Origin of the sequence: Mycetocola sp. (assembly GCF_046716805.1) — a bacterium.
Taxonomy (GTDB): domain Bacteria; phylum Actinomycetota; class Actinomycetes; order Actinomycetales; family Microbacteriaceae; genus Mycetocola_A.
Map to the genome: position 1 here is coordinate 78677 of NZ_JBKJWH010000149.1, position 26811 is coordinate 105487.

A 26811-nucleotide genomic window follows, 5' to 3' on the forward strand; every position below is an offset into this window, starting at 1 on the left:
TAGGGGAGACCAGCTCCGGCTGGTCTCCCCAAACTGTTGGAACGTAGGATTTCCCCATGAAGCTCGAACTTCGCGGCATCACCAAACGATTCGGATCCCTGGTCGCCAACGACCACATCAACCTCACCATTCAGCCCGGGGAGATCCATTGCCTCCTCGGTGAGAACGGCGCAGGCAAGTCCACCCTGATGAACGTCCTCTACGGCCTCTACCAGGCCGAAGAAGGAGACGTGCTGCTCGACGACGTCGTCCAGCACTTCGCCGGCCCCGGTGACGCCATGCGCGCCGGCATCGGGATGGTGCACCAGCACTTCATGCTCATCCCCGTCTTCAGCGTGGCGGAGAATGTCATGCTCGGTCACGAGCGAACCGGTTTCGGAGGGCGCCTCGACCTCGACGCTGCTCGCGCGAAGGTGCGCGAGATCTCGGCCCGGTTCGGTTTCCACGTCGACCCGGACGCCCTCGTCGGCGACCTCCCTGTCGGCGTGCAGCAGCGGGTCGAGATCATCAAAGCGCTGTCCCGCGACGCCCAGGTCCTCGTCTTCGACGAACCGACCGCCGTGCTCACCCCGCAGGAGACCGACGAGCTGATGGCGATCATGCGCCAGCTCCAGTCGGAGGGCACCTCGATCGTCTTCATCACCCACAAACTCCGTGAGGTGCGGGAAGTCGCTGACCGCATCACCGTGATCCGCCTCGGGAAGGTGGTCGGCGAAGCATCCCCGACCGCATCCAACTCTGAACTGGCGGCTCTCATGGTCGGCCGCGCCGTCGAACTCACCGTGCACAAGGACCCGGCACAGCCCGGCCCCGCCGGCCTCGTCGTCAAGAACCTGGACGTGATCGACCACCTCGGACTCAAGGTCGTCAACAACGTCAGCTTCGACGTGCACGCCGGGGAGATCCTCGCGATTGCCGGAGTGCAGGGAAACGGCCAGACCGAACTCACCGAAGCGATTCTGGGCCTCCAGCCCCGTGTCAGCGGAGAGATCAGCCTCAACGGCACGTCGCTCACCGGTCTCAGCGTCCGCAAGATCCTCAACGCCGGAGTCGGGTTCATCCCCGAGGACCGCACCGAGGACGGCCTCGTCGGCGAATTCACCATCGCCGAGAACCTCATGCTCGACAGGTCCGACCGTCCCCCGTTCGTCAAGCAGGGCAACCTCCAGCTGGGTTTCCTCGCCGAGTTCGCGCAGGAGAAGAAGGACGAGTTCGACATCCGGGCCGAATCGATCAGCACCCGGGCAGGCAGACTCTCCGGCGGTAACCAGCAGAAGGTCGTCCTCGCACGGGAGCTGAGCCGAGACCTCAAACTCTTCGTAGCCTCCCAGCCCACCCGAGGCATCGACGTCGGATCGATCGAATTCGTGCACAAGAGAATGGTGGAGACCCGGGATGCCGGCATCCCCGTCGTCGTCGTATCGACGGAACTCGACGAAGTCGTCGCCCTCGCAGACAGGATTGCAGTGATGTACAGAGGATCCATAGTCGGGATCGTTCCGGGGAACACCCCGAGGGACGTCCTCGGCCTCATGATGGCCGGCGAGATCCCGAGCGGGGTTGCCGCGTGAGCGAGACCACGGCGACGACGGCTCCGTCCGCGAACGAGCCGAAGCTTGCCCCGGAGGGCGATGAGCGCTCACGCGGCAACCAGGTGCTCTCAGAGATCCTCAACGGCAACTTCGTCATCTCGATCCTCGCGGTGCTGTTCGCGCTGGTGATCGGCGCCATTCTCATCGCGGTGACGAATGAAGACGTCCAGGCGGCATCCGGATACTTCTTCGCCGCCCCCGGCGACACGTTCGCCGCCATCTGGAATGCCGTGTCCGGCGCATACGGGGCGTTGTTCCAGGGCTCGATCTACAACTTCCGCCGCGACGGGTTCCTGGATGGGATCAAGCCGCTGACCGAGACGCTCACCTTTGCGACGCCGCTCATCGCCGCAGCCCTCGGAATCGGGATCGCCTTCCGGGTCGGCCTGTTCAACATCGGTGGCCGCGGCCAGATGCTCATCGCCGCCGCGTGCGCCGGCTGGGTGGGTTTCTCCTTCGAACTGCCCTGGGGCGTGCACCTCGCCGTCGCGCTCGTCGCCGGAATCGCCGGAGGAGCTCTCTGGGGAGGACTGGTCGGCCTGCTGAAAGCCCGCACCGGCGCCCACGAGGTCATCCTCACGATCATGCTGAACTACGTGGCGTTCTATCTCATCTCGTGGATGCTCCGCACACCGGGCCTGCTGCAGGCACCGGGCTCGGTGAACCCGAAGTCGCCGGCCATGCTCGAAACGGCGACGATGCCGGAGATCCTCGGCCCGCGGTACAACCTCCACCTCGGCTTCCTCCTCGTCATCGCCGCCACCTTCTTCGCCTGGTGGCTGCTCAACCGGTCGAGCCTCGGATTCCAGTTCCGTGCGGTCGGCGAGAACCCGAACGCGGCGCGAGTCGCGGGCATCAACGTGAAGAACACGTATGTGTACGCGATGCTGATCTCCGGCGGCCTTGTCGGCCTCGCCGGTGTGATGCAGGTGCTCGGGACGGTGACCACCGGGTTCTCCGCCGGCATCGACGCCGGAATCGGCTTCGACGCGATCACCGTCGCCCTGCTGGGCAGGAGCAAGCCGTGGGGGATCTTCGCCGCCGGCATCCTGTTCGGAGCGTTCAAGGCCGGAGGCTTCGCCATGCAGGCTGCTGAAGGGATCCCGATCGACATCGTGACCGTTGTGCAGTCGATGATCGTCCTGTTCATCGCCGCGCCGCCGCTCATCCGGGCGGTGTTCTTCCTGCCGAAGCAGGGCGCACGCCGCAGACTGCTGCCCAACGTCTCGAAGGAGGTGGCTGCGAAATGACCACGACGACCGCGCCTGAGTCCATCTCCGCCAGTCTCGAGTCGGCGACGATCAAAAGCTGGAAAGCACCGATCGCGTACGCGATCTTCTCGCTCATCGCCATTCTCCTGTTCGTCGTCAACGGACGCGACGGTGTGAGCAGGTTCCGCCTCTCCAACGAAGCGGATGTCATCCAGTTGGCGCCGATCGACAACCCGACCCGGCTCACCTGTATCCTGCTCGTCGTTCTCCTCGTCGCCATCACCGCATACGCGACCTGGCTGTCCAGCCGCGCGAAGCGGGTGCCGCTGTGGCTGACGATCCTCTTCGCGGTCGCGTTCATGTGGGCGTTCCTCACCTGGGCGGCAGCGGGCGAAACCATCCCGATCACCGGACTGCTTCTCGGTACCGTCGCGCTGAGCGCACCGCTCATCTTCGGGTCGCTCGGCGGCGTCATCTCCGAACGCGTCGGGGTCGTCAACGTGGCGATCGAGGGCCAGTTGCTCGCCGGTGCTTTCCTGTCGGCGTTCGTCGCATCCGTCACCGGCAACCCGTGGGTCGGTCTGGTCGCCGCGATGGTCGCTGGGGTGCTCGTCAGCTTCCTGCTCGCCGCGTTCAGCATCAAGTACATCGTCGACCAGGTGATCGTCGGTGTCGTGCTGAACGTGCTCGTGGCCGGGCTCACCAGCTTCCTCTACTCCACGGTGCTGACCAGCAACACGCCGCTGTTCAACTCGCCGCCGCGGTTCCCGCGCATCAGCATCCCGTTCCTCAGTGAGATCCCGATCCTCGGACCGGTCCTGTTCCGGCAGACGATCATCATCTACTTCATGTACATCGCCGTGTTCGTCGTCTGGTGGGCGCTGTTCCACACCAAGTGGGGGCTCCGCCTCCGCGCGGTCGGCGAGCACCCGCAGGCGGCTGACACCGTCGGCATCAAGGTCAACGCGACCCGGTTCTGGAACGTCGCGCTCGCCGGCGCCATCGCCGGCTTCGGCGGAGCCTACTTCACCCTCGGCTCGGTCGGCGGGTTCACCAAGGAGATGACGGCCGGGGCGGGCTTCATCGCCCTCGCCGCGGTGATCTTCGGGCGGTGGGATCCGATCCGGGCGACGCTCGCGGCGCTGCTGTTCGGCTTCGCCACGAACCTGCAGAACGTGCTCGGCGCGATCGGTTCGGGTGTGCCGAGCGAATTCCTCCTGATGCTTCCGTACGTCGTGACGATCTTCGCCGTCGCCGGCCTGGTCGGTTACGTCCGCGGCCCGGCGGCATCCGGCAAACCCTACATAAAGGCGTGATCAACCATGAGTGATTCCATCGACTGGGGTGCCCTCCGCGAAGCGGCGACGGACGCCATGACCAAGGCATACGTGCCGTACTCGAAGTTCCCGGTCGGCGCCGCCGCCATCGTCACCGATGGTCGGATCATCGCCGGCTGCAACGTCGAGAACGCCAGCTACGGCCTGACCCTGTGCGCCGAATGTGCCCTCGTGTCGACGCTGCACCTGAGCGGCGGCGGACAGCTCGTCGCGTTCACCTGTGTCGACGGCGACGGCAACACGCTCATGCCGTGCGGTCGCTGCCGGCAGCTGCTGTTCGAACACGCCGTTCCGGGGATGCTCCTCGAGACCGTGTCCGGGATCCGCACCATCGACGAAGTACTGCCGGACGCGTTCGGCCCGCGCACGCTCAACGACTATGCAGGAGCACCCACCGATGACCGTATCTGACTCCGTGCAGGAGGCGTTCGACGCCGTCGACCTCATCCGCACCAAGCGTGACCGGGGCGAACTCTCGACGGATGAGATCAACTGGCTCATCGACGCTTACACCCGCGAATATGTGGGCAATGAGCAGATGGCTGCGCTGGCGATGGCGATCCTGCTCAACGGGATGACCCGCCGGGAGATCCGCGACATGACGCTCGCCATGATCGCCTCTGGCGAGACCATGGACTTCTCCACCCTCGGCAAGACCACCGTCGACAAGCACTCGACCGGTGGTGTCGGCGACAAGATCACACTGCCGCTGATGCCGCTCGTGGCATCCTTCGGTGTCGCGGTCCCGCAGCTCTCCGGTCGCGGCCTCGGTCACACCGGCGGGACGCTCGACAAGCTCGAGTCGATCCCCGGCTGGCGGGCCGACCTCTCCAACGACGAGATGTTCTCGATCCTCCGCGACGTGGGAGGCGTGATCTGCGCGGCCGGTGCCGGCCTCGCGCCCGCCGACAAGCGGCTCTATGCGCTGCGCGATATCACGGGCACGGTGGAAGCCATCCCTCTGATCGCCTCGTCGATCATGTCCAAGAAGATCGCCGAGGGAACCAGCGCGCTGGTGCTCGACGTGAAGTTCGGCTCAGGCGCGTTCATGCAGGACTACGCGAAGGCCGAGGAACTGGCGCGCACGATGGTGTCGCTCGGGCAGGACGCCGGGGTGCGCACGTCGGCGCTGCTCACGAACATGAGTGTGCCGCTCGGCCTGGCCATCGGCAACGCGAACGAAGTGCGGGAGTCGGTGGAGGTGCTCGCCGGTGGTGGCCCAGCCGACATCGTCGAACTCACTCTGGCGCTCGCCCGTGAGATGCTCACCCTCGCCGGCCAGCCGGACGCCGATGTCGAAGCGGCGCTTGCCGACGGTCGCGCCATGGACACCTGGCGCCGGTCGATCTCGGCCCAGGGTGGAGACCCGGATGCCGCGCTGCCGGTCGCGCGGGAAACCCACACGGTGACCGCTCCCTCCGACGGCGTACTCGTGCGCCAGGACGCCTTACCGTTCGGGATCGCCGCCTGGCGCCTCGGAGCAGGGCGGGCGCGTGCGCAGGACCCGGTGCTGCACGCATCCGGGGTGGATCTGCATGCGAAACCCGGCGATGTGGTGCATGCGGGGCAACCGCTGTTCACCCTGTCGGCGGATGACGCCGGTCGTTTCCCGAGGGCGCTCGACGCGGTCGAGGGGGCGTGGGAGCTCGCCGCTCCCGGTACGGCGTTCGAGCCTGAGCCCCTGGTGCGCGCCCGCATCCAGTAGCGCACGCGTTTCTGTCGCGCGAGGGGTCCTGAATTGCTGTTTCACGTGTCGATCGGGGACAACAAGGGACCCTTCAACTCAGCCGCGGAACAACAACGGACCCCTCACACGATTCCTGGTGCTCCGGGCCAGCCCCGTGAGCGCAACCGACGCTCGACCCGTGCCACCAGGGCAGGCATGTCCGGCAGGTCGTCGCCGGTGAAGTAGAGCATGCTCCATCCCTCGTCGACGGCGTCGTTTCCGCGCCCGACGTCGCTTCGCCATTGCGATCGATCGCTGCGGTGATGGTCGCCCTGGTATTCCAGTCCCACCCGGTACGCGGGATAGGCAAGGTCGAGACGGATGTTTCGTCGCGCAGCCGTCAGGTACACCGGGAAGTTCGGGATGGGATCCGGCAGCGGGCTCATGACGAGTGCCACACGCATGTGGGACTCCGGCCGGGATTCGGAGTAGGCAGACAACAGGTCGAGTGCCGCCAGACGCGTCGGTCGTCCCCGTCGCGACGGGTGGCGATCGCTGGCCTCCACAAGGAGTTCGCGGGTCGTTGCCGGGGCCGTCCAGCGCAAGAGGTAATCGCCCGCGGCGACCAGGTCCGGCAGAGCCACCATCGGTGCGAGATCGCACCACGTCCGCTCGACCGTCGTGACCGGGATCGCATCGACCGTCGTGACGTCCTCGTCACGAAGCAGGGACCGGTGGCCGAGGGTGCCAGCCGCTTTACTGCCTCGGGCCGGGCTCGGCGCGGTCACATGCAGAGGACCGGTCTCGAGTTCGAACGGCAGCGGAATTCCGTGCAGCAGCGCAGCCGTCGTATGACTGAGAGCGTGACCGGACGGCATCCGTGCAGCCAGGGCCGCACATCTACGCAGGTGATCGACGACGACACCGGGCGCGTTGCGCACCCCGCGGAACGGGCGGGTGAATGCGGCATTCCGCAACTGGCCCATCGTCATCCCGTGGTCCCGTGCTTCGCGCACGGTGAAGAGAGGTGGAGTACGGATGGGCGGACGAGGCGTCATTCGGCCATGGTCGCTCATCTCGCCGGCGCAGACACCCGGGACAGCCTGGGGTGGAGTGTCGTGAGGTCGGGTCCACCGGTGGAGGAGAGGGCGGGGTCCCTTGTGTCGGCGATTGCCGGTGAGGGGTCCTCTGTTGTCGTTCGGAGGTAGCTGAAGCAGCAGCTACGGACCCCTCAGCCCTGGCATTCCTCCCGACCCAGGAACCGTGCGACGGAAGGGCCCGGGCGGTAGTCTGAGCGGGTGACTTCTGAGAACCAGTTCCAGCTTCCCAACGGCGTCGATATCGCCGCCCTGCCGAAGATCTCCCTGCACGATCATCTCGACGGCGCGCTGCGGCCGCAGACGATCCTGGAACTGGCGGATGCCGTCGGCGTCGACGTTCCCGAGACGGACGCCGAGCGACTGGGGCAGTGGTTCCTGACGCAGTGCGACGCCGGCAACCTGGTCGACTACCTCAAAACCTTCGACCTCACCACCGCCGTGATGCAGACGAAGGAGGGCCTGACCCGGGTCGCCCGCGAGTTCGTACAGGACCTGGCCGCTGACGGCGTTCTCTACGGGGAGGTGCGCTGGGCACCCGAGCAGCACCTGACCCGCGGGCTCAGCCTCGACCAGACGGTCGAAGCAGTCCAGGACGGCATCGAACAGGGCATCGACGACGCGGAGCGGGCCGGACGGAGCATCCAGATCGGCCAGCTGATCACCGCCATGCGCCACGCCGATCGCGCTCTCGAGATCGCCGAACTCGCCGTCCGGCACCGCGGCAACGGCGTCGTCGGCTTCGACATCGCCGGCGCCGAAGCCGGGTTCCCGGCCAGCCGGCACCGTGTCGCCTTCGACTTCCTCGCCCAGGAGCACATCCCCGTCACGGTGCACGCCGGCGAAGCCGACGGACTGGACTCGATCAAGAGCGCGCTCTTCGACGGTCGCGCGCTCCGCCTCGGCCACGGCGTGCGGATCGCCGAAGACATCACCGTCGAACGCAGCGACGACGAGGGCACCTACGTCTCTCTCGGCCCCATCGCCCAGTGGGTGAAGGACCGTGAGATCGCCCTCGAGCTCAGCCCGTCGTCGAATCTGCAGACCGGCGCGATCGCCGCATGGGGCACCGACCTCGCCGACCACCCGTTCGACCTGCTCTACCAGCTCGGTTTCAAAACCACGGTGAACGTCGACAACCGCACGATGAGCGGCACGTCGCTGACCCGTGAACTGAGCCTGCTGGCGGATGCCTTCGCGTACGACCTCGACGACCTCGAAGTGTTCCAGCAGAACGCGGCAAGCGCGGCGTTCCTGCCGTTGGAGGACCGCGAAGAACTGGCCGAGGCGATCTCGGCGGGCTTCGAAGATGCCGAGAGATACCGCGGCTGAGGCCCGGCTCACCCCGGGGCGACGCGATGAGCCGATACTCTGAAATCGCCCCCAACCCCTGAATCGAGTTTGCCGATGTCGCTGCCGCACCTCCCGAATTCCGCCATCGACCTCGGCGCCAGCGCCGGGGACTGGCGCGACGCGGTGCGGCTGGCTGGGGCGGCGCTCGTGCGCAGCGGGGCGACGGAGGAGTCGTACACCGAGCGGATGATCGAGGTCATCGATGAGTTCGGTGCCTACATCGTCATCGCGCCCGGACTCGCGCTCGCGCACGCCCGTCCCGGTCCCGACGTCACCCACGAAGGCCTCTCGGTGGTCACCCTCGCCGAACCTGTGGCCTTCGGACACCCCCACAACGACCCGGTCAGCGTCGTGCTCGGGCTCGCCGTCGCCAACCCGGAGAACCACGTCACCTCGGTCGCCGAACTCGCGAACGTGTTCAACAACGCCACCGCGATCCCTGCGATCGCGTCAGCCACGACGCCGGACGACGTCCGCCGGGTGCTTTTCGCGGAGCACTGAATCTCAGCCAGGGAGGCTGCCATGAAGATCGTCGCAATCTGCGGTGCCGGTGTCGGAACATCCGGCATCCTCAAGGTGAACGCCGAACGGGTACTCAAGACCCTGGACATCGAAGCCGAGGTGACCGCGTCAGACGTCGCCGGGCTCGCTGTCGCCGCCGCGGACGCCCAGGTGATCCTCACATCCCCTGAGCTCGTCGACAAGATCGGCAAGACCTTTGCCGACATCGTCGTCATCGACAACTACTTCGACCTCGAAGAGCTCACCCGCAAGATCGAGAAAGCCCTGGGCTGAGCACTACACGGTCGCCGCAGCTGCGATCGCGGCCAGGTCTTCCTTCACCGCGGCCAGAATGCCGGATGCCTCAGCGCGGCGTTCGTGGGGACGGTGGACGTCGAGGTAGAACTTGATCTTCGGTTCAGTGCCGCTCGGGCGTGCCATGACGCGTGAGCCGTCTGCCAGCCGGAACCGGAGGGCATCCGTCGGCGGCAGCTGGTCCGAGCCGTCGCGAAGGTCGTCGATTCCAGCGATCGTGACGCCGCCGAGCTGGCTGGGCGGGTCAGCACGGAGGTACGCCATGATGTCGGCGATATCCGAGAGGTTCGTGACCCGCAGCGACAGCTGATCGCTCGCGAAATACCCGAATCTTTCGGCGAACGCCTCGAGCACCCGCTCGATCGTCAGGTTCTGCGCCTTGAAGAAGCTCGTCATGGCGAGGAAGTCGATCGCAGCCGAGATCCCGTCCTTGTCACGCACCGTGCCAGGGTTGACGAGGTAACCGAGGGCCTCTTCGTAGCCGAAGATCAGGCCGGGAACGCGCGACACCCACTTGAACCCGGTGAGGGTTTCGACGAAGTCGAGGGAGTATTCGCGGGCGACGGCGGCCAGCGCGGGGGAGGACACGATCGAGCAGGCGAGCACACCGCCCGGTGTCTCCTGTTCGGCGTTGAGCACAGCGGCGCGCCAGCCGAGAAGAGAACCGACCTCGTTCCCGCTGAGCTGCCGGTATCCCTCCGGGCGGTTCGCGTCGGGGATGGCGATCGAGAGCCGGTCGGCGTCGGGGTCGTTGGCGACGATCAGCTCGGCACCCTGTTCGCGGGCGAGGGCGTAAGCGAGGTCGAGCGCGCCGGGCTCCTCAGGGTTGGGGAACGCGACGGTGGGGAACGTCGCGTCCGGCTCCTGCTGCTCCGCGACGGAGTGCGGCAGCGAGAGCCCGGCTTTCCGGACGACCCGGGAGAAGGTCTCCCAGCCCACGCCGTGCATCGCCGTGTAGACGACGCTGAGCTCGACCGGCTCGCTCGTCATCACCGCGGCTGTCGCGTCGACGTAAGCGTCGACGACGTCCTCGGTCGCGATTTCGTAGTCGGCGCTCCTCGGCAGCTCGAGCACGCTCGCCGAAGCGGCGACCCGGAGGATGTGCGCCTCGATCTCCGCGTCGGACGGCGACACGATCTGTGACCCGAGGTCGTCCCCGCCGAGGTACACCTTGTAACCGTTGTCTGCGGGCGGGTTGTGGCTCGCGGTGACCATGATGCCGGCCGACACGTCGAGGTGCCGCACGGCGAAGGCGAGCACCGGCGTCGGCAGCAACCGGGGAAGAAGGATGACACGGAGGCCTGCCCCAGCCATCAGCTCGGCGGTGTCGGTCGCGAAGACGCGGGAGTTCCGTCGGCCGTCGTAGCCGATCACGACGCTCGGCGTCTCGTCCGGCTGGCGCTCGAGCAGGTAGGAGGCGATCCCCGCAGCGGCCTGGCCGACGAGTACCCGGTTCATGCGGGCCGACCCCGCCTCGATGCGGCCGCGCAGTCCGGCGGTGCCGAATTCGAGCCGCGTGTCGAACCGGCTGTGCAGTTCGTCGAGCGCGGGTTCGCTGCCGCCCTCGGCGTCGCGGAGCAGGGTCTCCAGTTCGAGCCGCGTCTCGGGGTCGGGGTCCTGGGCGAGCCACGCCCACGCCTGAGTGAGAACATGACCGGTGCCGGCGTCGGTCATCACAGTGCGGCCACGATCCGGGCGAGCAGGGCGCTGATGACCGGTTCGGCATCGCGCCCGGCCTCGAGCACCTCCAGGTGGCTGAGGGGAGTCGACTGGATGCCTGCGGCAAGGTTGGTGATCAGGGAGAGCCCGAGGACCTCCATGCCGGCCTGGCGGGCGGCAATCGCTTCGAGTGCGGTCGACATGCCGACGATGTGGCCGCCGATGCTCTTCGCCATCTGGACCTCAGCGGGGGTCTCGTAGTGCGGACCGCGGAACTGGCAGTACACGCCCTCGTCGAGGTCCGGCTCGATGCTGTGGGCGATCGCCCGGAGCCGCGCGGAGTACAGGTCGGTGAGGTCGACGAAGGTCGCGCCTTCGAGCGGCGAATCTCCGGTGAGGTTGATGTGGTCGCTGATCAGCACGGGGGTGCCTGGCGTCCAGGATTCCCGGATGCCGCCGGCGCCGTTGGTGAGGATCATGGTCGCAGCCCCCGCGGCCGCAGCGGTACGCACACTGTGCACCACCCGGCGGACGCCGTGACCCTCGTAGTAATGCGTGCGCGCTCCGATGACGAGAGCCCGTTTGCCGTTCGGCAGGAGGATCGACCTCAGCGTGCCGACGTGCCCTTCGAGGGCCGGCCGGGAAAATCCCTCGATCTCGTGGGCAGGGATCGTTGCGATGGTCTCGCCGATGAGCTCCGCTGCCTTGCCCCAGCCCGAGCCGAGGGTCAGCGCGATCTCGTGCCGTTCGACGCCGGTCCTCTCGGCGATCTGGGCCGCTGCGGTGAGCGCGATGTCGAAGGGATCCGCGGTGGGATCGTCAAGCGGGTTGGAAGGTGCGTCAGACATTCCGTCATTCTATTCAGCCGGTCGGCCTTCCCGCCTTCGATTTGACAGATGCCGCGTTCCGCCACAACTGAGCACTGCGGCGCCCGATGCGCCGGAATCCGCGCGAAGCCGCGGTTCTCGGCCGCCGTCACGTTTTGGTGCCGGTGTAGCAGGCTGCGACAATGGAGCAATGACCTACGAGTTCGAGCGCAAACACCGGATCGCTGTACTCGGAGGTGGCCCAGGCGGCTATGAGGCCGCACTCGCCGGCGCTCAGCTCGGCGCCGACGTCACGCTGGTCGAGCGCACCGGCGTCGGCGGTGCCGCCGTCATCACCGATGTGGTGCCGTCGAAGAGCCTCATCTCCACCGCCGAAGCGACGAACGCGGTGCGCGGTGCGAGCGAACTCGGTGTGCAGTTCTACAGCCGCACCGACACGGGCAAGCCGGTCAAGCCGGAGGTCACCGTCAACCTCGCCGCCGTGAACAAGCGGCTGCTCGGCCTGGCACGCCACCAGTCGGAGGACATGCGCGCGACCCTGGAGCAGGCCGGCGTGAAGATCGTGCACGGGGACGGCCGCCTCGACGGCCGCGACGCGGTCATCGTGTCGACCGAATCCGGCGGCCGCGGAACCGACTTCGACCGGGTCGAAGCCGACACGATCGTCGTCTCGGTCGGCGGCAGCCCCCGCCGGCTGCCGTCCGCGATGCCCGACGGCGAACGCATCCTGGACTGGACCCAGCTTTACAGCCTCACGGCCGTGCCGGAGCACCTCATCGTCGTCGGTTCAGGTGTGACCGGCGCCGAATTCGCCTCCGCCTACCGCGCCCTCGGCTCCGACGTCACCCTCATCTCCAGCCGCGACCAGGTGCTCCCCGGTGAAGACGCCGACGCCGCCGCCGTGATCGAAGGGGTGTTCAAGCGCAGCGGGATGACCGTGCTGAACAAATCCCGCGCAGCCAGCGTCACCAGGACCGACAATGGCGTGATCGCGACCCTGTCGGACGGCCGGACCGTCGAAGGGAGCCACTGTCTGATGGCGGTCGGCGCTGTGCCGAACACCGCAGGCATCGGTCTCGAAGAAGCCGGCGTGCAGATGACCGACGGTGGCCTCATCCGGGTCAACCGGGTGGCGCGCACGTCGATCCCGAACATCTACGCGGCCGGTGACTGCACGACCTTCATGCCGCTGGCATCCGTCGCGTCGATGCAGGGCCGATCGGCGATCTTCCACGCCATGGGCGATGCGGTGAACCCGACCGAGTTGCGTAACGTCGCCGCGAACATCTTCACCCAGCCGGAGATCGCCACCGTCGGCTGGACCCAGAAGCAGATCGAAGAGGGCCTCGCGCAGGGCGAGATCTACAAGCTGCCGCTCAAGTCGAACCCGCGCGCGAAGATGCAGGGGATCAAGGACGGCTTCGTGAAGCTGTTCGCGCGCACCGGGTCCGGCACGGTCATCGGCGGCGTCATCGTCGCACCCAAGGCGAGCGAGCTGATCTTCCCGCTCGCCATCGCCGTCGAACACCGGCTCACCGTCGACGAGATCGCCCGGGCGTTCGCGGTGTACCCGTCGCTCACCGGCAGCATCACGGATGCCGCGAAGGCCATGCACATCGTCAACTGACCCTCCTGACGCAGAGGCGGTGCAGGATGTCTGCACCCACGGCGCTCGATGTGCGCAAAAGCACCTGAGCGCCGGCGTTGAGAGCCATTTGCGCGGACCGAACCGGGCTTGGATCGTGCGCCCGGTCGGCGGCATCGGTTCATCTGGCGCAGATGTCGTGTTTTCGGCGCGAGAACCGGCATCCGGGTCAGATGAAAGGGGTGGCCGGTCGGCGGCGTCTGTTCATCTGGCGCAGATGTCGGGTTTTCGGCGCGGAAACCGGCATCCGGGTCAGATGAAAGGGATGGCCGGTCGGCGGCGTCGGTTCATCTGGCGCAGATGTCGAGTTTCTGGCGCGGAAGTCGGCATCCGGGTCAGACGAAACCGGTTACGTCAGGCGCTCGTGATCGTGAGCAGCTGGTGCCCGCTCGAGACCGTCGCGCCGACTTCGACATTGATGTCCCCGATCGTGCCGTCCTTGTGGGCGGTGATCGGCTGCTCCATCTTCATGGCTTCGAGCACGACGACGAGGTCACCCTTGACGACGTGCTGGCCGTTTTCGACGGCGAGCTTCACGATCGTCGCCTGCATGGGGGAGGCGACGGAGTTGCCTGTGGCGGAGCTCACCGTGCCGGTGCCGCCGCGGCGCTTCGGCGCAGGCGCGAGCGCCCTGCCGGTGCCGCCGGTGCCGGGTGTGAGGCTCGTCGGCAGGCTCACTTCGATGCGCTTGCCCTCGACTTCGACGACCACGTTGTGGCGCGTCTTCGAGGCGCGGGGGCCGTCGAGTTCACCGTCCCACGGTTCGATGTCGTTGACGAACTCGGTTTCGATCCAACGGGTGTACACCCCGAAGGTGCCGTTCTCGGCGGTGAACGCCGGGTCGCGCACAATTTTGCGGTGGAACGGGATGACGGTCGGCAGGCCGGAGACCTCGAATTCGTCCAGGGCGCGCCGTGAACGTTCGAGGGCCTGCTCGCGGGTGGCGCCGGTGACGATGATTTTGCCGAGCAGCGAGTCGAAGGCGCCCGAGATCTCGTCCCCGGCGGTGACGCCGGAGTCGAGACGGATGCCGGGGCCGCCGAACGTCTTGAACACGTGGATCGGGCCGGGCTGGGGCAGGAAGCCCCGACCGGGGTCCTCGCCGTTGATGCGGAACTCGATCGAGTGGCCCTGCGGGATCGGGTCGTCGTAGTCGAGGACGCCGCCCTCGGCGAGCCGGAACTGCTCACGGACGAGGTCGATTCCGGTGATCTCCTCGGAGACCGGGTGCTCGACCTGCAGGCGGGTGTTGACCTCGAGGAAGGAGACCGTTCCGTCCTTGCCGATGAGGAACTCGCACGTGCCGGCTCCGACGTAGCCGACCTCTTTGAGGATCGCCTTCGATGCGCTGTAGAGCAGGTCGTTCTGCTCGTCGGTGAGGAACGGCGCCGGGGCTTCCTCGACGAGCTTCTGGTGGCGGCGCTGGAGTGAGCAGTCGCGGGTGGATACGACGACGACGTTGCCTGAGGCATCCGCCAGGCATTGCGTTTCGACGTGGCGTGGCTGGTCCAGGTACTTCTCGACGAAGCACTCGCCGCGGCCGAACGCCGCGATCGCCTCGCGGGTGGCGGAGTCGAACGCTTCGGCGACCTCGTCGCGTTCCCGGGCGATCTTCAGCCCGCGGCCGCCGCCGCCGAAAGCAGCTTTGATGGCAACGGGGAGGCCGTGCTCGTCCACGAAGGCGAGCACCTCGTCGGCGCCCGAAACGGGGTTGAGCGTGCCTGGGGCGAGGGGTGCGCCGACCTTCTGGGCGACGTGCCTGGCGGACACCTTGTCGCCGAGCTTCTCGATGGCCTCGGGTGACGGCCCGATCCAGACCAGCCCGGCGCCGATCACGGCGCGGGCGAAGTCAGCGTTCTCGGCGAGGAAGCCGTAGCCGGGGTGAATCGCGTCGGCGCCGGAGCGGCGGGCGATGGAAAGAATCTTGTCGATGACCAGGTAGGTGTCGGCGCTCGTCGAGCCGTCCAGGGCGTACGCCTCGTCGGCGAGTCTGGCGTGGAGGGCGTCACGATCCTGGTCCGCGTACACAGCGACCGACCCGATCCCGCTGTCGCGCGCTGCGCGAATCACTCGGACGGCGATTTCGCCCCGATTGGCTATGAGGACCTTGGATATACGCGACACAGTCCCTTAGCCTATTGCCCCCGGGCACCGGCTTTTTGGTCGGTGCCCACAGAAATCACCGAAGAAGCACTGCGGATGCCTACAAAGCGCCGCCCCGGTTCCACAGCGAGGTCCAGTCGTAACCGAGTTGCCGCACCAGCGAACGGAGGGTCGGCAGCGAGAGCCCGACGACGGTGGACGGGTCGCCGGAGATCCGTTCGATGAACGGCGCGCCGAGGCTGTCGATGGTGAACGCGCCGGCGACCTGGAGCGGTTCGCCTGTGGCGATGTACGCGTCGATCTCGGCGTCGGTGATGTCGTTCGCGAAGCTGACGTCGGCGAACGCCACGGCGCCGACCGCGCCACCGGTGCTGCCGTCGGAGCGGTGGTCGATCAGCCAATGGCCCGAATACAGGCGACCGGTCCGCCCGCGTTGCCGGTGCCACCGTTCGAGGGCGGCCTCCGGCGTGTGCGGCTTGCCGTAGATGACCCCGTCGACGACGAAGACGGAGTCCCCGCCGAGGATCAGACCATCCGTCCCGTCCAGGTCCCGCCACACCGATTCGGCTTTCGCCCGGGCGAGGAGGGCGACGGTGTCCTCCGGTCCCAGCGCTGTGCCGGACGCCGACTCAGCGGCCGCCACGGCGGCATCCTCGTCGACGTGCGACGGGACGAGAACCGGTTCGATACCGCTCTGTCGCAGCAGCATGAGGCGTGCGGGGGAGGTGGACGCGAGGTAGAGCTGCATGAGGTCCCTTCGGCTGCTGCGCGAGCAGGCATCCGTCATTCGTGGGACGATTTCACTGTGAATGCGCAATCGAACAACCCAGCAGATGTCGAGCTCGAGATAACCAACGTAGCCCACGGCGGTGTCTTCGTCTCGCGGCTCGATGGCCGCGTGATCTTCGTCGCCGACGCGATTCCCGGGGAGCGGGTTCGCGCCCGGATCACCGAATCGTCGAAGAAAAGTTTCTGGCGTGCCGAGACCGTCGAGGTGCTGGATGCCTCGCCACATCGCCAGTCACATGTCTGGGCTTCATCGTCCGTCGACGTCGACCCGGCCGACCGGGCGGGCGGGGCCGAGTTCGGTCACATCGAGCTGTCGCACCAGCGGGAACTCAAACGGCAGGTCCTCACCGATTCCCTGCAACGGTTCGCGGGGGTCGGGAGTGACGTCCAGGTTGAGGCCGTGCCGGGCGACGACGAGCGCGACGGGCTCGCCTGGCGCACCCGGGTGAGCCTGCACGTCGACGAGGAAGGCTTCGTCGGGCCGTACGCCGCCCGCAGCCACCGGGTGATCCGAGTCGGCGACCTTCCCCTCGCGACCGATGAGGTGGCATCCGCTGCCCCCCTCGACCAGCAGTTCCGCGGTGCCGAGTCGGTTGACGTCATCGCGCCGAGCAGCACCCAGAGCGCACGGATCGTCGTGCGTGAACCGGTGAAGAAGGGCACGAGCCCAGCGAACCGCCGGGAGCAGACCATCATCGAACGCGTCGGCGACCGCGACTTCTTCCTCGACGAGGGCGGGTTCTGGCAGGTCCACCGCTCGGCGGCCGAACTGCTCACCAGCGTCGTGCAGTCGACGATCGACGAGGCCCTGTTCGACCCGCGCGCCGCGAACCTCGACCTCTACGGCGGGGTCGGCCTGCTCGCCGCAGCGGTCGGCGACAAGTTCGGCAGCACCACGCGCATCACCAGTGTTGAATCGTCCGCCCGCGCCACCGACCATGCCGCCGAGAACCTCTCCGACTGGGTCGGCGCGCAGAGCATCACCGCTCGGGTCGACGCCTATTTGCGCGGTCTCGTCGCGCAATCAAGCGCAGCGGAACGTGCCCGCCTCGCCGCAGGCACCGTCGTTCTCGACCCGCCCCGCTCAGGCGCCGGCAAGGAAGTCGTCGCAAGCCTCGCGGAACTGCGGCCGGCCCAGCTGGTCTACGTGGCCTGCGACCCGGTCGCGCTCTCCCGCGATATCGGACTGTTCGCGGCTGAGGGCTACCAGCTGACCGCGTTGCGGGCGTTCGACCTGTTCCCGCACACGCATCACATCGAATCCATCGCCCTTCTGACCCGATGAGCGCGCCTGTCCGCACGAAAGCGGTCGCCGGCACCCCTACGATGGGCTCTGTGGTGCGAATAGCGGTTATCGATGATCATGAGTCCGTCCGGATGGGCCTGACGGCCGTCTGCGTGTCTGCCGGGCACACCGTCGTGCACAGCGTGTCCACGGTCCGGGAATTCGTCACCGAGGCCGGCGGTGTCCCGTGCGATGTCGTCGTGCTCGACCTCAACCTCGGCGACGGCAGCAACATCACCGACAACGTCCGCGCCGTTCACAGCTCGGGATCCGCTGTGCTCATCCACTCCATCGCCGACCGCGTCGCTTCGGTGCGTGAGGCGCTCGCCGCCGGTGCAGCGGGCGTGATTCCCAAATCGGCGCCGACGGATGCCGTCGTGGCCGCGATCGAGACCGTCGCAAGCGGTGAGGCGCTCAACAACCTCGAATGGGCGAGCGCCATCGACGCCGACGGCGACTTCAGCCGCGCCCAGCTCGGCCGTCGAGAACGCGACGTGCTGCACCTGTACGCCTCTGGTCTGCCGATGAAGGATGTCGCGGTGCAGCTCGGTATCGCGCCGTCGACGGTGAAGGAATACCTCGACCGGATCCGGGGCAAGTACGTCGAAATCGGCCGGCCGGCGCCGACCAAAGTGGACCTTCTCCGCCGCGCCGTTGAGGACGGCATCCTGCCCGAACTCAACCCGGGCTCCGGTGATGACCACTGACCAGCAGCGGTCAGGGGCGATCTTCTCGCCCATTCCGCGCGGTCCTGTCCTCGAGAACCTCGACCGGGTGGCCAGGGACGCAGCCGACACGCAGCCCCGCTTCAGCGTGGCGCGGATCGAACGGCTGATTGCCCGCTCCGTCAGCCTCATGGCGCTTGTTTTCGGGGCGCAGACCCTCAGCATCGCCCTCGGTGCTGGAGTCGTCGTTCCGGGGCCGCTGGGGATGCTGTACCTGCTCGTGTTGCACGGACTCCTTCTGATGGTGATCATCGCGGGCATCGACGCGCGGGTTCAGCGGGTGACCAACATCGTCTTCGCTGCCAGCTACCTGCTCGCTGTCGCCGCCTGGCCTCTCGCGACGGGGGGCCTGGGTGCCGAGTCGAGGGTGGAACCCTGGACGTGGTACCTGTGCGCGATTGCCTGCGGCTGCATCGCGCAGGCGGTCCGGCCGTGGCTGGCGACCGTCTACATCGTTCTGACCCCGGCGGTCTACGGGTTCGCGCGCGTTCTCGACGGCAACGGAAGGATCGTGCACCTCGACATCGCCGTGCAGGATGCGCTCTACGGCACCATGATCGGGCTCGTGATCATGGTGCTCATCATCATGTTCCGACGGGCGGCAAGAGCGGTCGATGACGCGCGTTCAGCTGCTTTCACCCGGTATGACGAGGCGGTGAGACAGCACGCACTCGAAGCTGAACGGATCGAAGTCGATGCCCTTGTCCACGACACCGTGCTGGCCTCGCTTCAGGCCGCCGATCGCGCCTCGACTCCCGAGCAGGCCCGCGCCGCCGTCGCGATGGCCAGTGATGCGATCAGCCGGCTGGCAGCCCTCGACGCGCCGACGGCTGATTCGGTGCAGACCATCACCGTCGGCTGGCTCGTGGATCTGCTCCGGCAGCACGCTGTGCACCTGGAAACGTCATTCGAGGTCACCGTCCGCGGCTCCGTGAGCCACAGCATCCCCTTCCGGGTCGCCGAGAGCCTGTACCTCGCGACCGCGCAGGCGATGACGAACAGCATCCAGCACGCCGGCGACACCGGATCCCGCAGCGTCGCCGTCGAGGTCGGCGACGACGGGATCGTGCACGTGTGCGTGCGTGACGAAGGGGCGGGGTTCGACCCCGCGGCGGTGCACACCGACCGGCTCGGCTTGCGCGTATCGATCATCGAACGCGTCGTCGCCGTCGGCGGCACCGTCGACCTTCGTTCCCGTCCGGGCGCGGGCACGAGCGTCAGCATCCGCTGGTCGGATGAGGACAAGGCGGAAGGCGACGACGTGCTCGAGGCGCCAGAGGGGGCGACCGCACCGTGATCTCACTCAACCGGTACACGATGATCGCCCTCGCCGCGGCGTTCTCGTTCTACCACGTCGTTCGCGGCATGCTCACCCTCCCGCAGGCGGACTCGCCGTGGCCCAGCATCGCCGCGATGGTGCTCTACCTGGTGGCAACCGTTCTCGCGCTGTGGCCGTCGAGTCCGACGGCCATGCCGTTGTGGCTTGCCGCCTTCTCGCTGGCAGCGGCAGTCTCGGTTCCCCTCCTCGTCACCAGCCAGCTCGACCCGACGGCCAACAACGGATATGCGACCTGGCATGTGTCTGCCATCGGCACGCTCATGACCATCACCGTCGTGCGGCGTCGTGAGCTGTTCGGCTGGATCGGAGTGGGTTTCCTGACCGTCCAGTCGATCGTCTGGTGCGGTGTCGGCACCTCGATGGAGATCGGGGTCACCGGAAGCCTGATGTGGGTGTTCGTCGCCGGTGTCCTCACCCGCTCCCTTGCGAAGATCGGACATGACGCCCAGGGACTCACCGTGGCCGAACAGGAAGCCGCGAAATGGCAGGCGGCCCAGGACGCCCACGAGCAGGAACGGCGTGCCCGGCTCGAACAGACGGGCAAGCGAGCTCTGCCGATCCTCCGCGACATCATCCTCTCCAGCGGTGAGCTCAACGAGTCGCAGAGAATCGAATCACGGGTGCTCGAAGCGGGGCTCCGCGACGAGATCCGGGGCAGGCGACTCCTGAACGACCGGGTGCGGGAAAGCGTTCTGGCCGCCCGCCGGCGCGGCACGACGGTGAGCATGCTCGACGAGGGAACGCTGGACCACCTCCGGGACAGCGAACTCGATGCGGTGCTCAGCGCCGTGGCCGACGCGATTTATCGGACTGAGGCGGATCGCCTGATCGTTCGGACGGCGCCGGTCGATTCGGACGTGGCGGTCACCCTGGTCGGGCTCAGCGCGTCGACGGATCCGGACGAACCCGGCGACACCGTCCGGCTGTGGCTGGAGATCCCGCGTTCGATGTCCGTGGACGTCGACTGACGGCATCCGCGTCGCGAGGTGAAAGGGAAGAAGGGCCGGCTTTCTCAAGCCGGCCCTTCTGAATCCCCGGGTCAGGGCACTAACCCGAATAGTGCTCTGACCCGCCCCCAGACGCCGCTGCTACCCTAATCGAGCGAATCGTCTGGTGGTGTAACTCTCACAGAGAGACACCGTGCGCTCTTATTCTGGAGGGGAAGTGGCGAAGCCGCTAGTCGGCTCTTTGGGGGACCGTCACGCGGAGAAGTTCCGCCACCTGCCCGGGCCGGCGGTAAGGGGAGTGCGGAGGATGCGGGTACTTCGCTGCCACGCGGACGGACCGTGCGAGATCACAGCGTCAGCTCCTGCGGATTCTTCGACGACAGCGGCGGTCAGGACGGCGGTGATCGCCGCGACTTCGTCGGGCGTCGGAGAGCCGCGAAGGACACGGACGTCGACCCCGTGTTCGGATTCCTCCGTGACGAACACGCCGGGGCGCCCAGGCAGTCCTCCGTGTCGCCGCGGTCGCTGAGCCGGTTCCTGCCCGGTCACAGCGGAATGTTCCCGTGCTTCTTGGGCGGCAGGCTCGCCCGCTTGCCCTTGAGCGAACGCAGCGCCTTGATGACGGCCACGCGGGTCGCCGCTGGTTCGATGACGCCGTCGAGCTCGCCGCGTTCGGCCGCGAGGAACGGGCTTGCCACGTTGTAGGTGTACTCGTTGGCGAGCTTCGTCCGCACAGCGGCGACGTCTTCGCCGGCGGCCTCCGCGCGCTTGATCTCGCCGCGGTAGAGGATGTTGACGGCGCCCTGACCGCCCATGACGGCGATCTCCGCTGTCGGCCAGGCCAGGTTGATGTCAGCCCCGAGCTGCTTCGAACCCATCACGATGTAGGCGCCGCCGTAGGCCTTCCGGAGGATGACCGTGACGAGCGGAACCGTGGCCTCGGCATACGCGTAGAGCAGTTTCGCGCCGCGGCGGATGACGCCGGTCCACTCCTGGTCGGTGCCTGGCAGGTAACCGGGAACGTCGACAAGGGTGAGGATCGGGATGCTGAACGCGTCGCAGAAGCGGACGAACCGTGACGCCTTCTCACCGGCCTCGATGTTCAGGGTGCCGGCCATGGCGTTCGGCTGGTTCGCGATGATGCCTACCGTGCGTCCCTCGACCCGGGCGAAACCGATGACGATGTTCGGAGCGAACAACGGCTGCACCTCGAGGAAGTCGCCGGAGTCGACGACGTGCTCGATCACCGTGGTGACGTCGTACGGCTGGTTCGGCGAGTCCGGGATGATCGTGTTCAGCTTGCGGTCGGCATCCGTCGTCTCCAGCTCGACGTCGCTTTCGTACACCGGGAGTTCGGCGAGGTTGTTGTCCGGCAGGAAGCCGACGAGCGTGCGCGCGTAGTCGAGAGCGTCGGACTCGTCGCTGGCCAGGTAGTGCGCCACACCGGAGCGGGTGTTGTGGGTGAGGGCTCCGCCCAGCTCTTCCATGCCGACGTCCTCACCGGTGACGGTCTTGATCACGTCGGGGCCGGTGACGAACATCTGGCTGGTCTTGTCGACCATGATGACGAAGTCGGTGAGGGCGGGGGAGTATACGGCGCCGCCGGCTGCCGGGCCCATGATGATCGAGATCTGCGGGATGACCCCGGATGCTGCCGTGTTGCGGCGGAAGATCTCACCGTACTTGCCGAGGGCGACGACACCCTCCTGGATTCGGGCACCGCCGGAGTCCAGCATCCCGAGAATCGGAACGCCGGTCTTGAGGGCGTGGTCCATGATCTTGATGATCTTCTCGCCGGCGACTTCCCCGAGCGATCCGCCGAAGATGGTGAAGTCCTGCGAGTACACGGCGACCTGGCGGCCGTGGATCGTGCCGGTGCCGGTGACGACAGCGTCACCGTACGGACGCGATTTCTCCATGCCGAAGGCGTGGGTGCGATGGCGGACGAACTCGTCGAGTTCGACGAAGCTGCCCGGGTCGAGGAGTTCGGCGATTCGCTCGCGGGCGGTCATTTTGCCCTTGGCGTGCTGCTTGGCGATCGCGGTCTCACCGGACGCCGTGACGGCTTCGTGGTACCGCTGCTTCAGGTCGGCGAGTTTGCCAGCCGTCGTGTACAGGTCGGGAGCGTCGGATGCGTCGGGCGTTACTGCGTTCTCGGTCACTTATTCACTCTAGTGTGCAGGGATAGGGCCATACCGTTGGCGAATGCCTACAACGAGCCCTTCGGTGTCTTGGAGAATAGCGGCGCGTATCGTGGTGCCATGACATCCGAATTCCCCCGTTCAGCGCCCCTTGTCAGCCGCCTTCAAGTGCTCGAGGAGACGCCGTCGACCAACGACGTGCTCGTCTCGGCAGCGGCCGACACCGAGAACTGGCCGGACTTCTCGGTCGTTGTCACCGAAACCCAGACGGCGGGGCGCGGTCGTCTCGGCCGGGTCTGGGTCAGCCCGCCCCGGACGACGCTTGCGGTGTCCGTCCTCGTGCGCGCCGACGCGTCGCTTCGCATCGACGCGCTCGGCTGGCTGCCCCTCGCCGCCGGCCTCGCGATGACGCGCGCCGTCCGCGAGGCGCTGCCGGCCAGGGACGACGTGGCGCTGAAATGGCCCAACGACGTCCTCGTCGGTGGCCGGAAGATCAGCGGTGTGCTCTCCGAGCTCGTCGTGGGGGAGGCGCCGAGCGTGGTCGTCGGCGCCGGAGTGAACCTCTCCATGACCGAGGAGCAGTTGCCGGTTCCCACCGCGACCTCTCTCGTCCTGGCCGGAGCGGAGCATCCGGATGCCGACGGCGTGCTCTCGACGTACCTCCGCGAGTTCCGCGGCCTCGTGGATTCCTTCCTGGCCGCCGGAGGAGACGCACGAGCGAGCGGTCTGCAGGCTGCGGTGACTGAGGCCTGCGGCACGGTCGGTTCCCGGGTGAGCGTTGAGCTCCCCGGTGGGAACATCCTCGCCGGGATCGCCCGCGGCATCGATGTCTCCGGCCGCATTCTCGTTCAGGCGGACGGGTCGGCGGACCTCACGCCGATCTCCGCCGGCGATGTCACCCACCTGCGCGCCCGCTGACGCCCGCGCGGGTGATGTGGCCGCGCGCGGGGGGCCGTCTCGCCCGCGCCCGACCGGAACGCCCGCTCGCCGATGTCGCTACCGCCCAGGATGCCGTGAAACCGCCCGGGCGACGGCGGTGCAGTCCGGGCAGCGCCCTCGCCGGTGATAAGAATGGAGCATGGCAGAGTATCCGAGCGCCGCAGCGAGCCTGCCCCCAGACGCCTCACGGCCCGTCGTGCCGACCGAGCGCGTCATCGCCCGGCTGCGCCCCAACGCGCGTGTGCTGTTCTGGCCGGCCCTCCTGCTGATCGCCCTGCCGGGCGCGACGGTTCTCGCCATCGGCATGTTCCGCGAGACCTGGCAGCACGTCCTGTTCGTGGTTGCCGCCGCTGTGCTGTTCGCGTTGCTCGTCCTGTTCCCGTACATCGCCTGGCTCAATCACCGCTGCACCATCACGACACGACGGGTGATCGCCCGCCGCGGATTCTTCGTCCGTGAGCGCAGGGAGATCTTCCACAGCCGCGGTTACCATGTCACGCTCAAGCAGAGCTGGCTGCAAAGCGCCTTCCGCTCGGGCGACATCCACATCAGCTCGGGCGTCGAGAAGCCGCTCGTGCTCCGCGATGTTCCCGGTGCCGCCCAGGTGCTGGAGACGCTGCACGAGCTGATCGAGCGCAATCAGATCGTGCTGACGAATCAAGCCGGTTCGCCCGGAACCGCGACGACGGCTTTCTGACCCGCTGGAGCGGCAGCCGGCCGCAGAGCGGATGTTCCGCGGTTCGGCGAGAACACCCAGTAGCGGTAGAGGGTGAAACGGAACACGGCGCCGAGCGCCAGCCCGACGACGTTCGCCGAGATGTTGTCCGCGAGCACCGAGGTGAACCCGAGCACGTAGTGCGACACCCAGAGGCAGCCGAGGCCGATCCCCATGCCGGCAAGTGACACGGCGAAGAACTCGAGGCCCTCGCGGACCGTGTTCGAGCGGCGGTCGTCCGCGAAGGTCCAGTAGCGGTTCCCGAGCCAATTGGTGACGATCGCGAGCAGGGTGGAGACGACTTTGGCGATCAGCGGGCCGGTATGGATGTTCTCCGGTGCCAGCAGGGTGAGTCGGAGGGCGTTGAACACGGTCAGGTCGACGAGCAGCCCCGCCCCACCGACGAGCCCGAACTGGAGCAGTTGCACCAGAAGAAGGCGCACAGGCCCGGGCGACGCTGCTGCGGTCATGTCCTGCTCCGATTCGAAAAGGGGCTGGTTGGATGCCTCGTGCGCCATGCGCGAAGATAGTGTGGCGTACGCAGTTTAGGCGAACTCCCATCGGGGACCGCTGGGAGTTCCTGCGAGCACAAGCAAAATCGACCGCTGGGAGGCGACGGCTGTGGTTCGTGTTGGTGTTATTGGCGGCGGGCAACTCGCCCGGATGATGATCCCCGCAGCGGTGAACCTCGGCATCGACCTGCGCGTCCTCGCTGAGGCCGACGGAATGGCCGCCAGGCTCGCCGCGACGGCGGTCGGCGATTATCACGATGTGGACACCGTCCTGGCTTTCGCCAAGGAGGTCGACGTGATCACCTTCGACCACGAACATGTTCCCCAGGACGTGCTCCACGCCCTCGTGAACGCGGGTGTTTCGGTGCACCCAGGGCCAGATGCCCTTCTCTACGCCCAGGACAAGTTGCTCATGAGGCAGAAGCTCAGTGACCTCGGACTGCCCGTGCCGGTGTGGGCACGGGTCGAAACCGAAGCGGAACTGCAGGCATTCCTCGACGCGAATGACGGGCACGCGGTCGTGAAGACGCCTCGCGGCGGCTACGACGGCAAGGGCGTACGGGTGGTCACAGCCGCCCACGAGGCCAGTGACTGGTTCACGGTCCTGGCCGAGCACGGTGCGGGCGACGCGCTCCTCGTCGAGGAACTCGTCGATTTCCGCCGTGAACTCGCCCAGCTGTCCGCCCGCCGGCCGTCGGGCGAACTCGTGCTGTGGCCGGTCGTCGAATCGATCCAGCGTGACGGCGTCTGCGCCGAGGTGATCGCGCCGGCCCCCGGGTTCGCGGTGCGCATCGCCGACGTCGCCGCCCAGATCGCGACGGACGTGGCAACCGGACTCGGCGTCACCGGCGTCTTCGCCGTCGAGCTCTTCGAAACCGTCGACGACCGGCTGCTGGTGAACGAGCTCGCCATGCGCCCGCACAACTCAGGACACTGGACGCAGGACGGGTCGACGACGAGTCAGTTCGAGCAGCACCTCCGCGCCGTCCTCGACCTGCCGCTCGGCGCGACCGGGTGCACCGAGCCGCACACCGTCATGGTCAATGTCCTCGGAGGTCCCACCGAAGGGTCGCTGTCCGACCGGTACGCCGGAGCCATGGCGGCGCACCCGACCGCGAAGATCCACAACTACGGCAAGGACCCACGCCCGGGCCGCAAGGTCGGTCACGTCAACGCCAGCGGTCCTGAACTGGACCTTGTCGCCTATGAAGCGCGTGCCGCAGCGGCGTTTCTTCAGGACTGACATTTACCATGGGCTTCATGCCATTCCACGATTCAGTGCGTCCACGCGTCGGCGTTGTCATGGGCAGCGATTCTGACTGGACGGTGATGGCTGCAGCCAGCGAGATCCTCTCCGAGTTCGGAGTCGACCATGAGGTCGAGGTCGTCAGCGCCCATCGCACGCCCGAGAAGATGATCGACTACGGGCGGGATGCTTCCTCCCGCGGACTGAAGGTCATCATCGCGGGCGCGGGCGGAGCGGCGCACCTGCCCGGCATGCTGGCATCCGTCACCTCGCTCCCGGTGATCGGCGTCCCGGTTCCCCTCGCGAGGCTCGACGGTCTCGACTCTCTGCTGTCGATCGTCCAGATGCCGGCGGGGATCCCCGTCGCCACCGTCTCGATCGGTGGCGCGAAGAACGCCGGACTGCTCGCCGTGCGGATCCTGGCGACCACCGATGAGGGTCTCTCCGGAAAGCTCGCTGCCTACCAGACCGACCTCGCCGAGCAGGTCGAGGTGAAGAACCGGGCGCTCAAGCTGCAACTATGAGCGCTCAGACTGCAAGCCCGATCCGCTATCCGGACCTGGGCGCCCCCCAACTGATGACCCGTCGAGGCTGGTGGCTGGTCGCCCTGAACTTCCTCATTCCGGGTTCGACCCAGGTGCTCGCCGGCAACCGCAGACTCGGGCGGATCGGACTTGCCGGGACACTCACCATGTGGCTCCTCGCCGCGTTCGTGATCGTCGCCTACCTGCTCTGGCGCACCGCCACCCTCTCCATCGTCACCAACTCGTTCGCCCTCACCGCTCTGCAGATCCTGCTCGCGGGGTACGCCGTGCTGTGGCTCGTGCTGACCGTCGACACGCTGCGGCTCGTACGACTGGTGCGCGC

The 26811-nt window shown here is 67.3% G+C and carries 25 protein-coding genes and 1 pseudogene; 18 read left to right on the forward strand and 8 right to left on the reverse strand.

All coding sequences use genetic code 11. From position 1 onward, the window contains the following. The first annotated feature begins 56 nt into the window (after positions 1-56). The 5 genes from ACLQ62_RS12065 to ACLQ62_RS12085 are packed head-to-tail and all read left to right on the forward strand — an operon-like array spanning position 57 to position 5845. Positions 57-1571 (forward strand): ABC transporter ATP-binding protein, encoded by a 1515-nt coding sequence (locus ACLQ62_RS12065; protein WP_411721878.1) that lies wholly within the window; start codon positions 57-59, stop codon positions 1569-1571. Further along, positions 1568-2842: an ABC transporter permease gene (locus tag ACLQ62_RS12070; protein ID WP_411721879.1), complete on the forward strand. Its 1275-nt coding sequence runs from the start codon at positions 1568-1570 to the stop codon at positions 2840-2842. Before ACLQ62_RS12065 ends, ACLQ62_RS12070 begins: the two co-directional genes overlap by 4 nt. Next, the gene (locus ACLQ62_RS12075) at positions 2839-4119 is read left to right on the forward strand and encodes an ABC transporter permease subunit (RefSeq protein ID WP_411721880.1); all 1281 of its coding nucleotides are present in this window, start codon (positions 2839-2841) and stop codon (positions 4117-4119) included. Before ACLQ62_RS12070 ends, ACLQ62_RS12075 begins: the two co-directional genes overlap by 4 nt. Positions 4120-4125: 6 nt before the next feature. Continuing rightward, positions 4126-4551 (forward strand): cytidine deaminase, encoded by a 426-nt coding sequence (locus tag ACLQ62_RS12080; RefSeq protein ID WP_411721881.1) that lies wholly within the window; start codon positions 4126-4128, stop codon positions 4549-4551. After that, complete coding sequence (locus tag ACLQ62_RS12085; protein WP_411721882.1) at positions 4538-5845, forward strand: thymidine phosphorylase; 1308 nt, start codon at positions 4538-4540, stop codon at positions 5843-5845. Before ACLQ62_RS12080 ends, ACLQ62_RS12085 begins: the two co-directional genes overlap by 14 nt. 104 nt (positions 5846-5949) lie before the next feature. Here the strand turns inward: ACLQ62_RS12085 and ACLQ62_RS12090 are convergent, their stop codons facing one another. Further along, a complete protein-coding gene (locus ACLQ62_RS12090; RefSeq protein WP_411721883.1) occupies positions 5950-6864 on the reverse strand; it encodes a hypothetical protein in 915 nt (304 codons plus the stop codon). Between the two features lie 240 nt (positions 6865-7104). Here ACLQ62_RS12090 and ACLQ62_RS12095 point away from each other — a divergent pair, with 240 nt between their 5' ends. The 3 genes from ACLQ62_RS12095 (at position 7105) to ACLQ62_RS12105 (ending at position 9051) form a co-directional block, all read left to right on the forward strand. After that, on the forward strand, positions 7105-8235 hold the full coding sequence (locus ACLQ62_RS12095) for an adenosine deaminase (RefSeq protein WP_411721884.1): 1131 nt from the start codon (positions 7105-7107) through the stop codon (positions 8233-8235). A gap of 75 nt (positions 8236-8310) precedes the next feature. Continuing rightward, positions 8311-8757 carry a PTS sugar transporter subunit IIA gene (locus ACLQ62_RS12100; protein ID WP_411721885.1) on the forward strand — a complete coding sequence of 149 codons (447 nt, stop codon included), beginning with the start codon at positions 8311-8313 and terminating at the stop codon, positions 8755-8757. Between the two features lie 21 nt (positions 8758-8778). Continuing rightward, on the forward strand, positions 8779-9051 hold the full coding sequence (locus tag ACLQ62_RS12105) for a PTS sugar transporter subunit IIB (RefSeq protein ID WP_411721886.1): 273 nt from the start codon (positions 8779-8781) through the stop codon (positions 9049-9051). Between the two features lie 3 nt (positions 9052-9054). Here ACLQ62_RS12105 and ACLQ62_RS12110 read toward each other — a convergent pair whose 3' ends face one another. After that, on the reverse strand, positions 9055-10746 hold the full coding sequence (locus ACLQ62_RS12110; RefSeq protein WP_411721906.1) for a phospho-sugar mutase: 1692 nt from the start codon (positions 10744-10746) through the stop codon (positions 9055-9057). Continuing rightward, positions 10746-11579 carry a purine-nucleoside phosphorylase gene (locus tag ACLQ62_RS12115; protein WP_411721887.1) on the reverse strand — a complete coding sequence of 278 codons (834 nt, stop codon included), beginning with the start codon at positions 11577-11579 and terminating at the stop codon, positions 10746-10748. Before ACLQ62_RS12115 ends, ACLQ62_RS12110 begins: the two co-directional genes overlap by 1 nt. 169 nt (positions 11580-11748) lie before the next feature. Between ACLQ62_RS12115 and ACLQ62_RS12120 the strand changes: the two genes are divergently transcribed. Then, positions 11749-13185, forward strand: coding sequence for an NAD(P)H-quinone dehydrogenase (locus ACLQ62_RS12120; protein WP_411721888.1), 1437 nt, complete (start codon positions 11749-11751; stop codon positions 13183-13185). Positions 13186-13557: 372 nt separating this feature from the next. On the opposite strand, the gene ACLQ62_RS12125 is transcribed toward ACLQ62_RS12120, so the two are convergent. Continuing rightward, positions 13558-15327 carry an acetyl/propionyl/methylcrotonyl-CoA carboxylase subunit alpha gene (locus tag ACLQ62_RS12125; protein ID WP_411721889.1) on the reverse strand — a complete coding sequence of 590 codons (1770 nt, stop codon included), beginning with the start codon at positions 15325-15327 and terminating at the stop codon, positions 13558-13560. Between the two features lie 79 nt (positions 15328-15406). Next, on the reverse strand, positions 15407-16054 hold the full coding sequence (locus ACLQ62_RS12130; protein ID WP_411721890.1) for a Maf family protein: 648 nt from the start codon (positions 16052-16054) through the stop codon (positions 15407-15409). A 57-nt stretch (positions 16055-16111) separates the two neighbouring features. Here ACLQ62_RS12130 and ACLQ62_RS12135 point away from each other — a divergent pair, with 57 nt between their 5' ends. Genes ACLQ62_RS12135 through ACLQ62_RS12150 form a run of 4 tightly spaced genes read left to right on the forward strand, consistent with a single transcriptional unit; the run spans position 16112 to position 20412 of the window. Beyond that, positions 16112-17380, forward strand: coding sequence for a class I SAM-dependent RNA methyltransferase (locus ACLQ62_RS12135; protein ID WP_411721891.1), 1269 nt, complete (start codon positions 16112-16114; stop codon positions 17378-17380). Further along, a complete protein-coding gene (locus ACLQ62_RS12140; protein WP_411721892.1) occupies positions 17377-18087 on the forward strand; it encodes a response regulator in 711 nt (236 codons plus the stop codon). Before ACLQ62_RS12135 ends, ACLQ62_RS12140 begins: the two co-directional genes overlap by 4 nt. Next, a complete protein-coding gene (locus ACLQ62_RS12145; protein ID WP_411721893.1) occupies positions 18077-19402 on the forward strand; it encodes a sensor histidine kinase in 1326 nt (441 codons plus the stop codon). Before ACLQ62_RS12140 ends, ACLQ62_RS12145 begins: the two co-directional genes overlap by 11 nt. Next, positions 19399-20412 carry a hypothetical protein gene (locus tag ACLQ62_RS12150; RefSeq protein ID WP_411721894.1) on the forward strand — a complete coding sequence of 338 codons (1014 nt, stop codon included), beginning with the start codon at positions 19399-19401 and terminating at the stop codon, positions 20410-20412. Before ACLQ62_RS12145 ends, ACLQ62_RS12150 begins: the two co-directional genes overlap by 4 nt. Before the next feature lie 231 nt (positions 20413-20643). Here the strand turns inward: ACLQ62_RS12150 and ACLQ62_RS12155 are convergent, their stop codons facing one another. Together ACLQ62_RS12155 and ACLQ62_RS12160 are read right to left on the reverse strand one after the other, a co-directional pair. Continuing rightward, positions 20644-20940, reverse strand: a complete 297-nt coding sequence (locus ACLQ62_RS12155) for an acyl-CoA carboxylase subunit epsilon (protein ID WP_411721895.1) — start codon at positions 20938-20940, stop codon at positions 20644-20646. Then, on the reverse strand, positions 20937-22553 hold the full coding sequence (locus ACLQ62_RS12160) for an acyl-CoA carboxylase subunit beta (RefSeq protein ID WP_411721896.1): 1617 nt from the start codon (positions 22551-22553) through the stop codon (positions 20937-20939). Before ACLQ62_RS12160 ends, ACLQ62_RS12155 begins: the two co-directional genes overlap by 4 nt. Positions 22554-22652: 99 nt before the next feature. On the opposite strand from ACLQ62_RS12160, the gene ACLQ62_RS12165 reads away from it, so the two are divergent. Together ACLQ62_RS12165 and ACLQ62_RS12170 are read left to right on the forward strand one after the other, a co-directional pair. After that, positions 22653-23450 (forward strand): biotin--[acetyl-CoA-carboxylase] ligase, encoded by a 798-nt coding sequence (locus tag ACLQ62_RS12165; RefSeq protein WP_411721897.1) that lies wholly within the window; start codon positions 22653-22655, stop codon positions 23448-23450. Positions 23451-23610: 160 nt separating this feature from the next. Next, on the forward strand, positions 23611-24168 hold the full coding sequence (locus tag ACLQ62_RS12170) for a PH domain-containing protein (protein ID WP_411721898.1): 558 nt from the start codon (positions 23611-23613) through the stop codon (positions 24166-24168). Here ACLQ62_RS12170 and ACLQ62_RS12175 read toward each other — a convergent pair. Continuing rightward, entirely contained in the window at positions 24129-24656 is a 528-nt protein-coding gene (locus ACLQ62_RS12175) for a GtrA family protein (protein ID WP_411721899.1), read from the reverse strand. The two genes, ACLQ62_RS12170 and ACLQ62_RS12175, sit on opposite strands and share 40 nt — an antisense overlap. Positions 24657-24807: 151 nt before the next feature. Here ACLQ62_RS12175 and ACLQ62_RS12180 point away from each other — a divergent pair, with 151 nt between their 5' ends. The 3 genes and pseudogenes from ACLQ62_RS12180 to ACLQ62_RS12190 all read left to right on the forward strand — a co-directional run. Beyond that, complete coding sequence (locus ACLQ62_RS12180) at positions 24808-25941, forward strand: 5-(carboxyamino)imidazole ribonucleotide synthase (protein ID WP_411721900.1); 1134 nt, start codon at positions 24808-24810, stop codon at positions 25939-25941. Positions 25942-25958: 17 nt separating this feature from the next. Then, on the forward strand, positions 25959-26468 hold the full coding sequence (gene purE / locus ACLQ62_RS12185; RefSeq protein WP_411721901.1) for a 5-(carboxyamino)imidazole ribonucleotide mutase: 510 nt from the start codon (positions 25959-25961) through the stop codon (positions 26466-26468). Further along, positions 26465-26811, forward strand: a pseudogene (locus tag ACLQ62_RS12190) (transcriptional regulator); the annotation flags it as partial. The gene purE and the pseudogene ACLQ62_RS12190, both read left to right, overlap by 4 nt.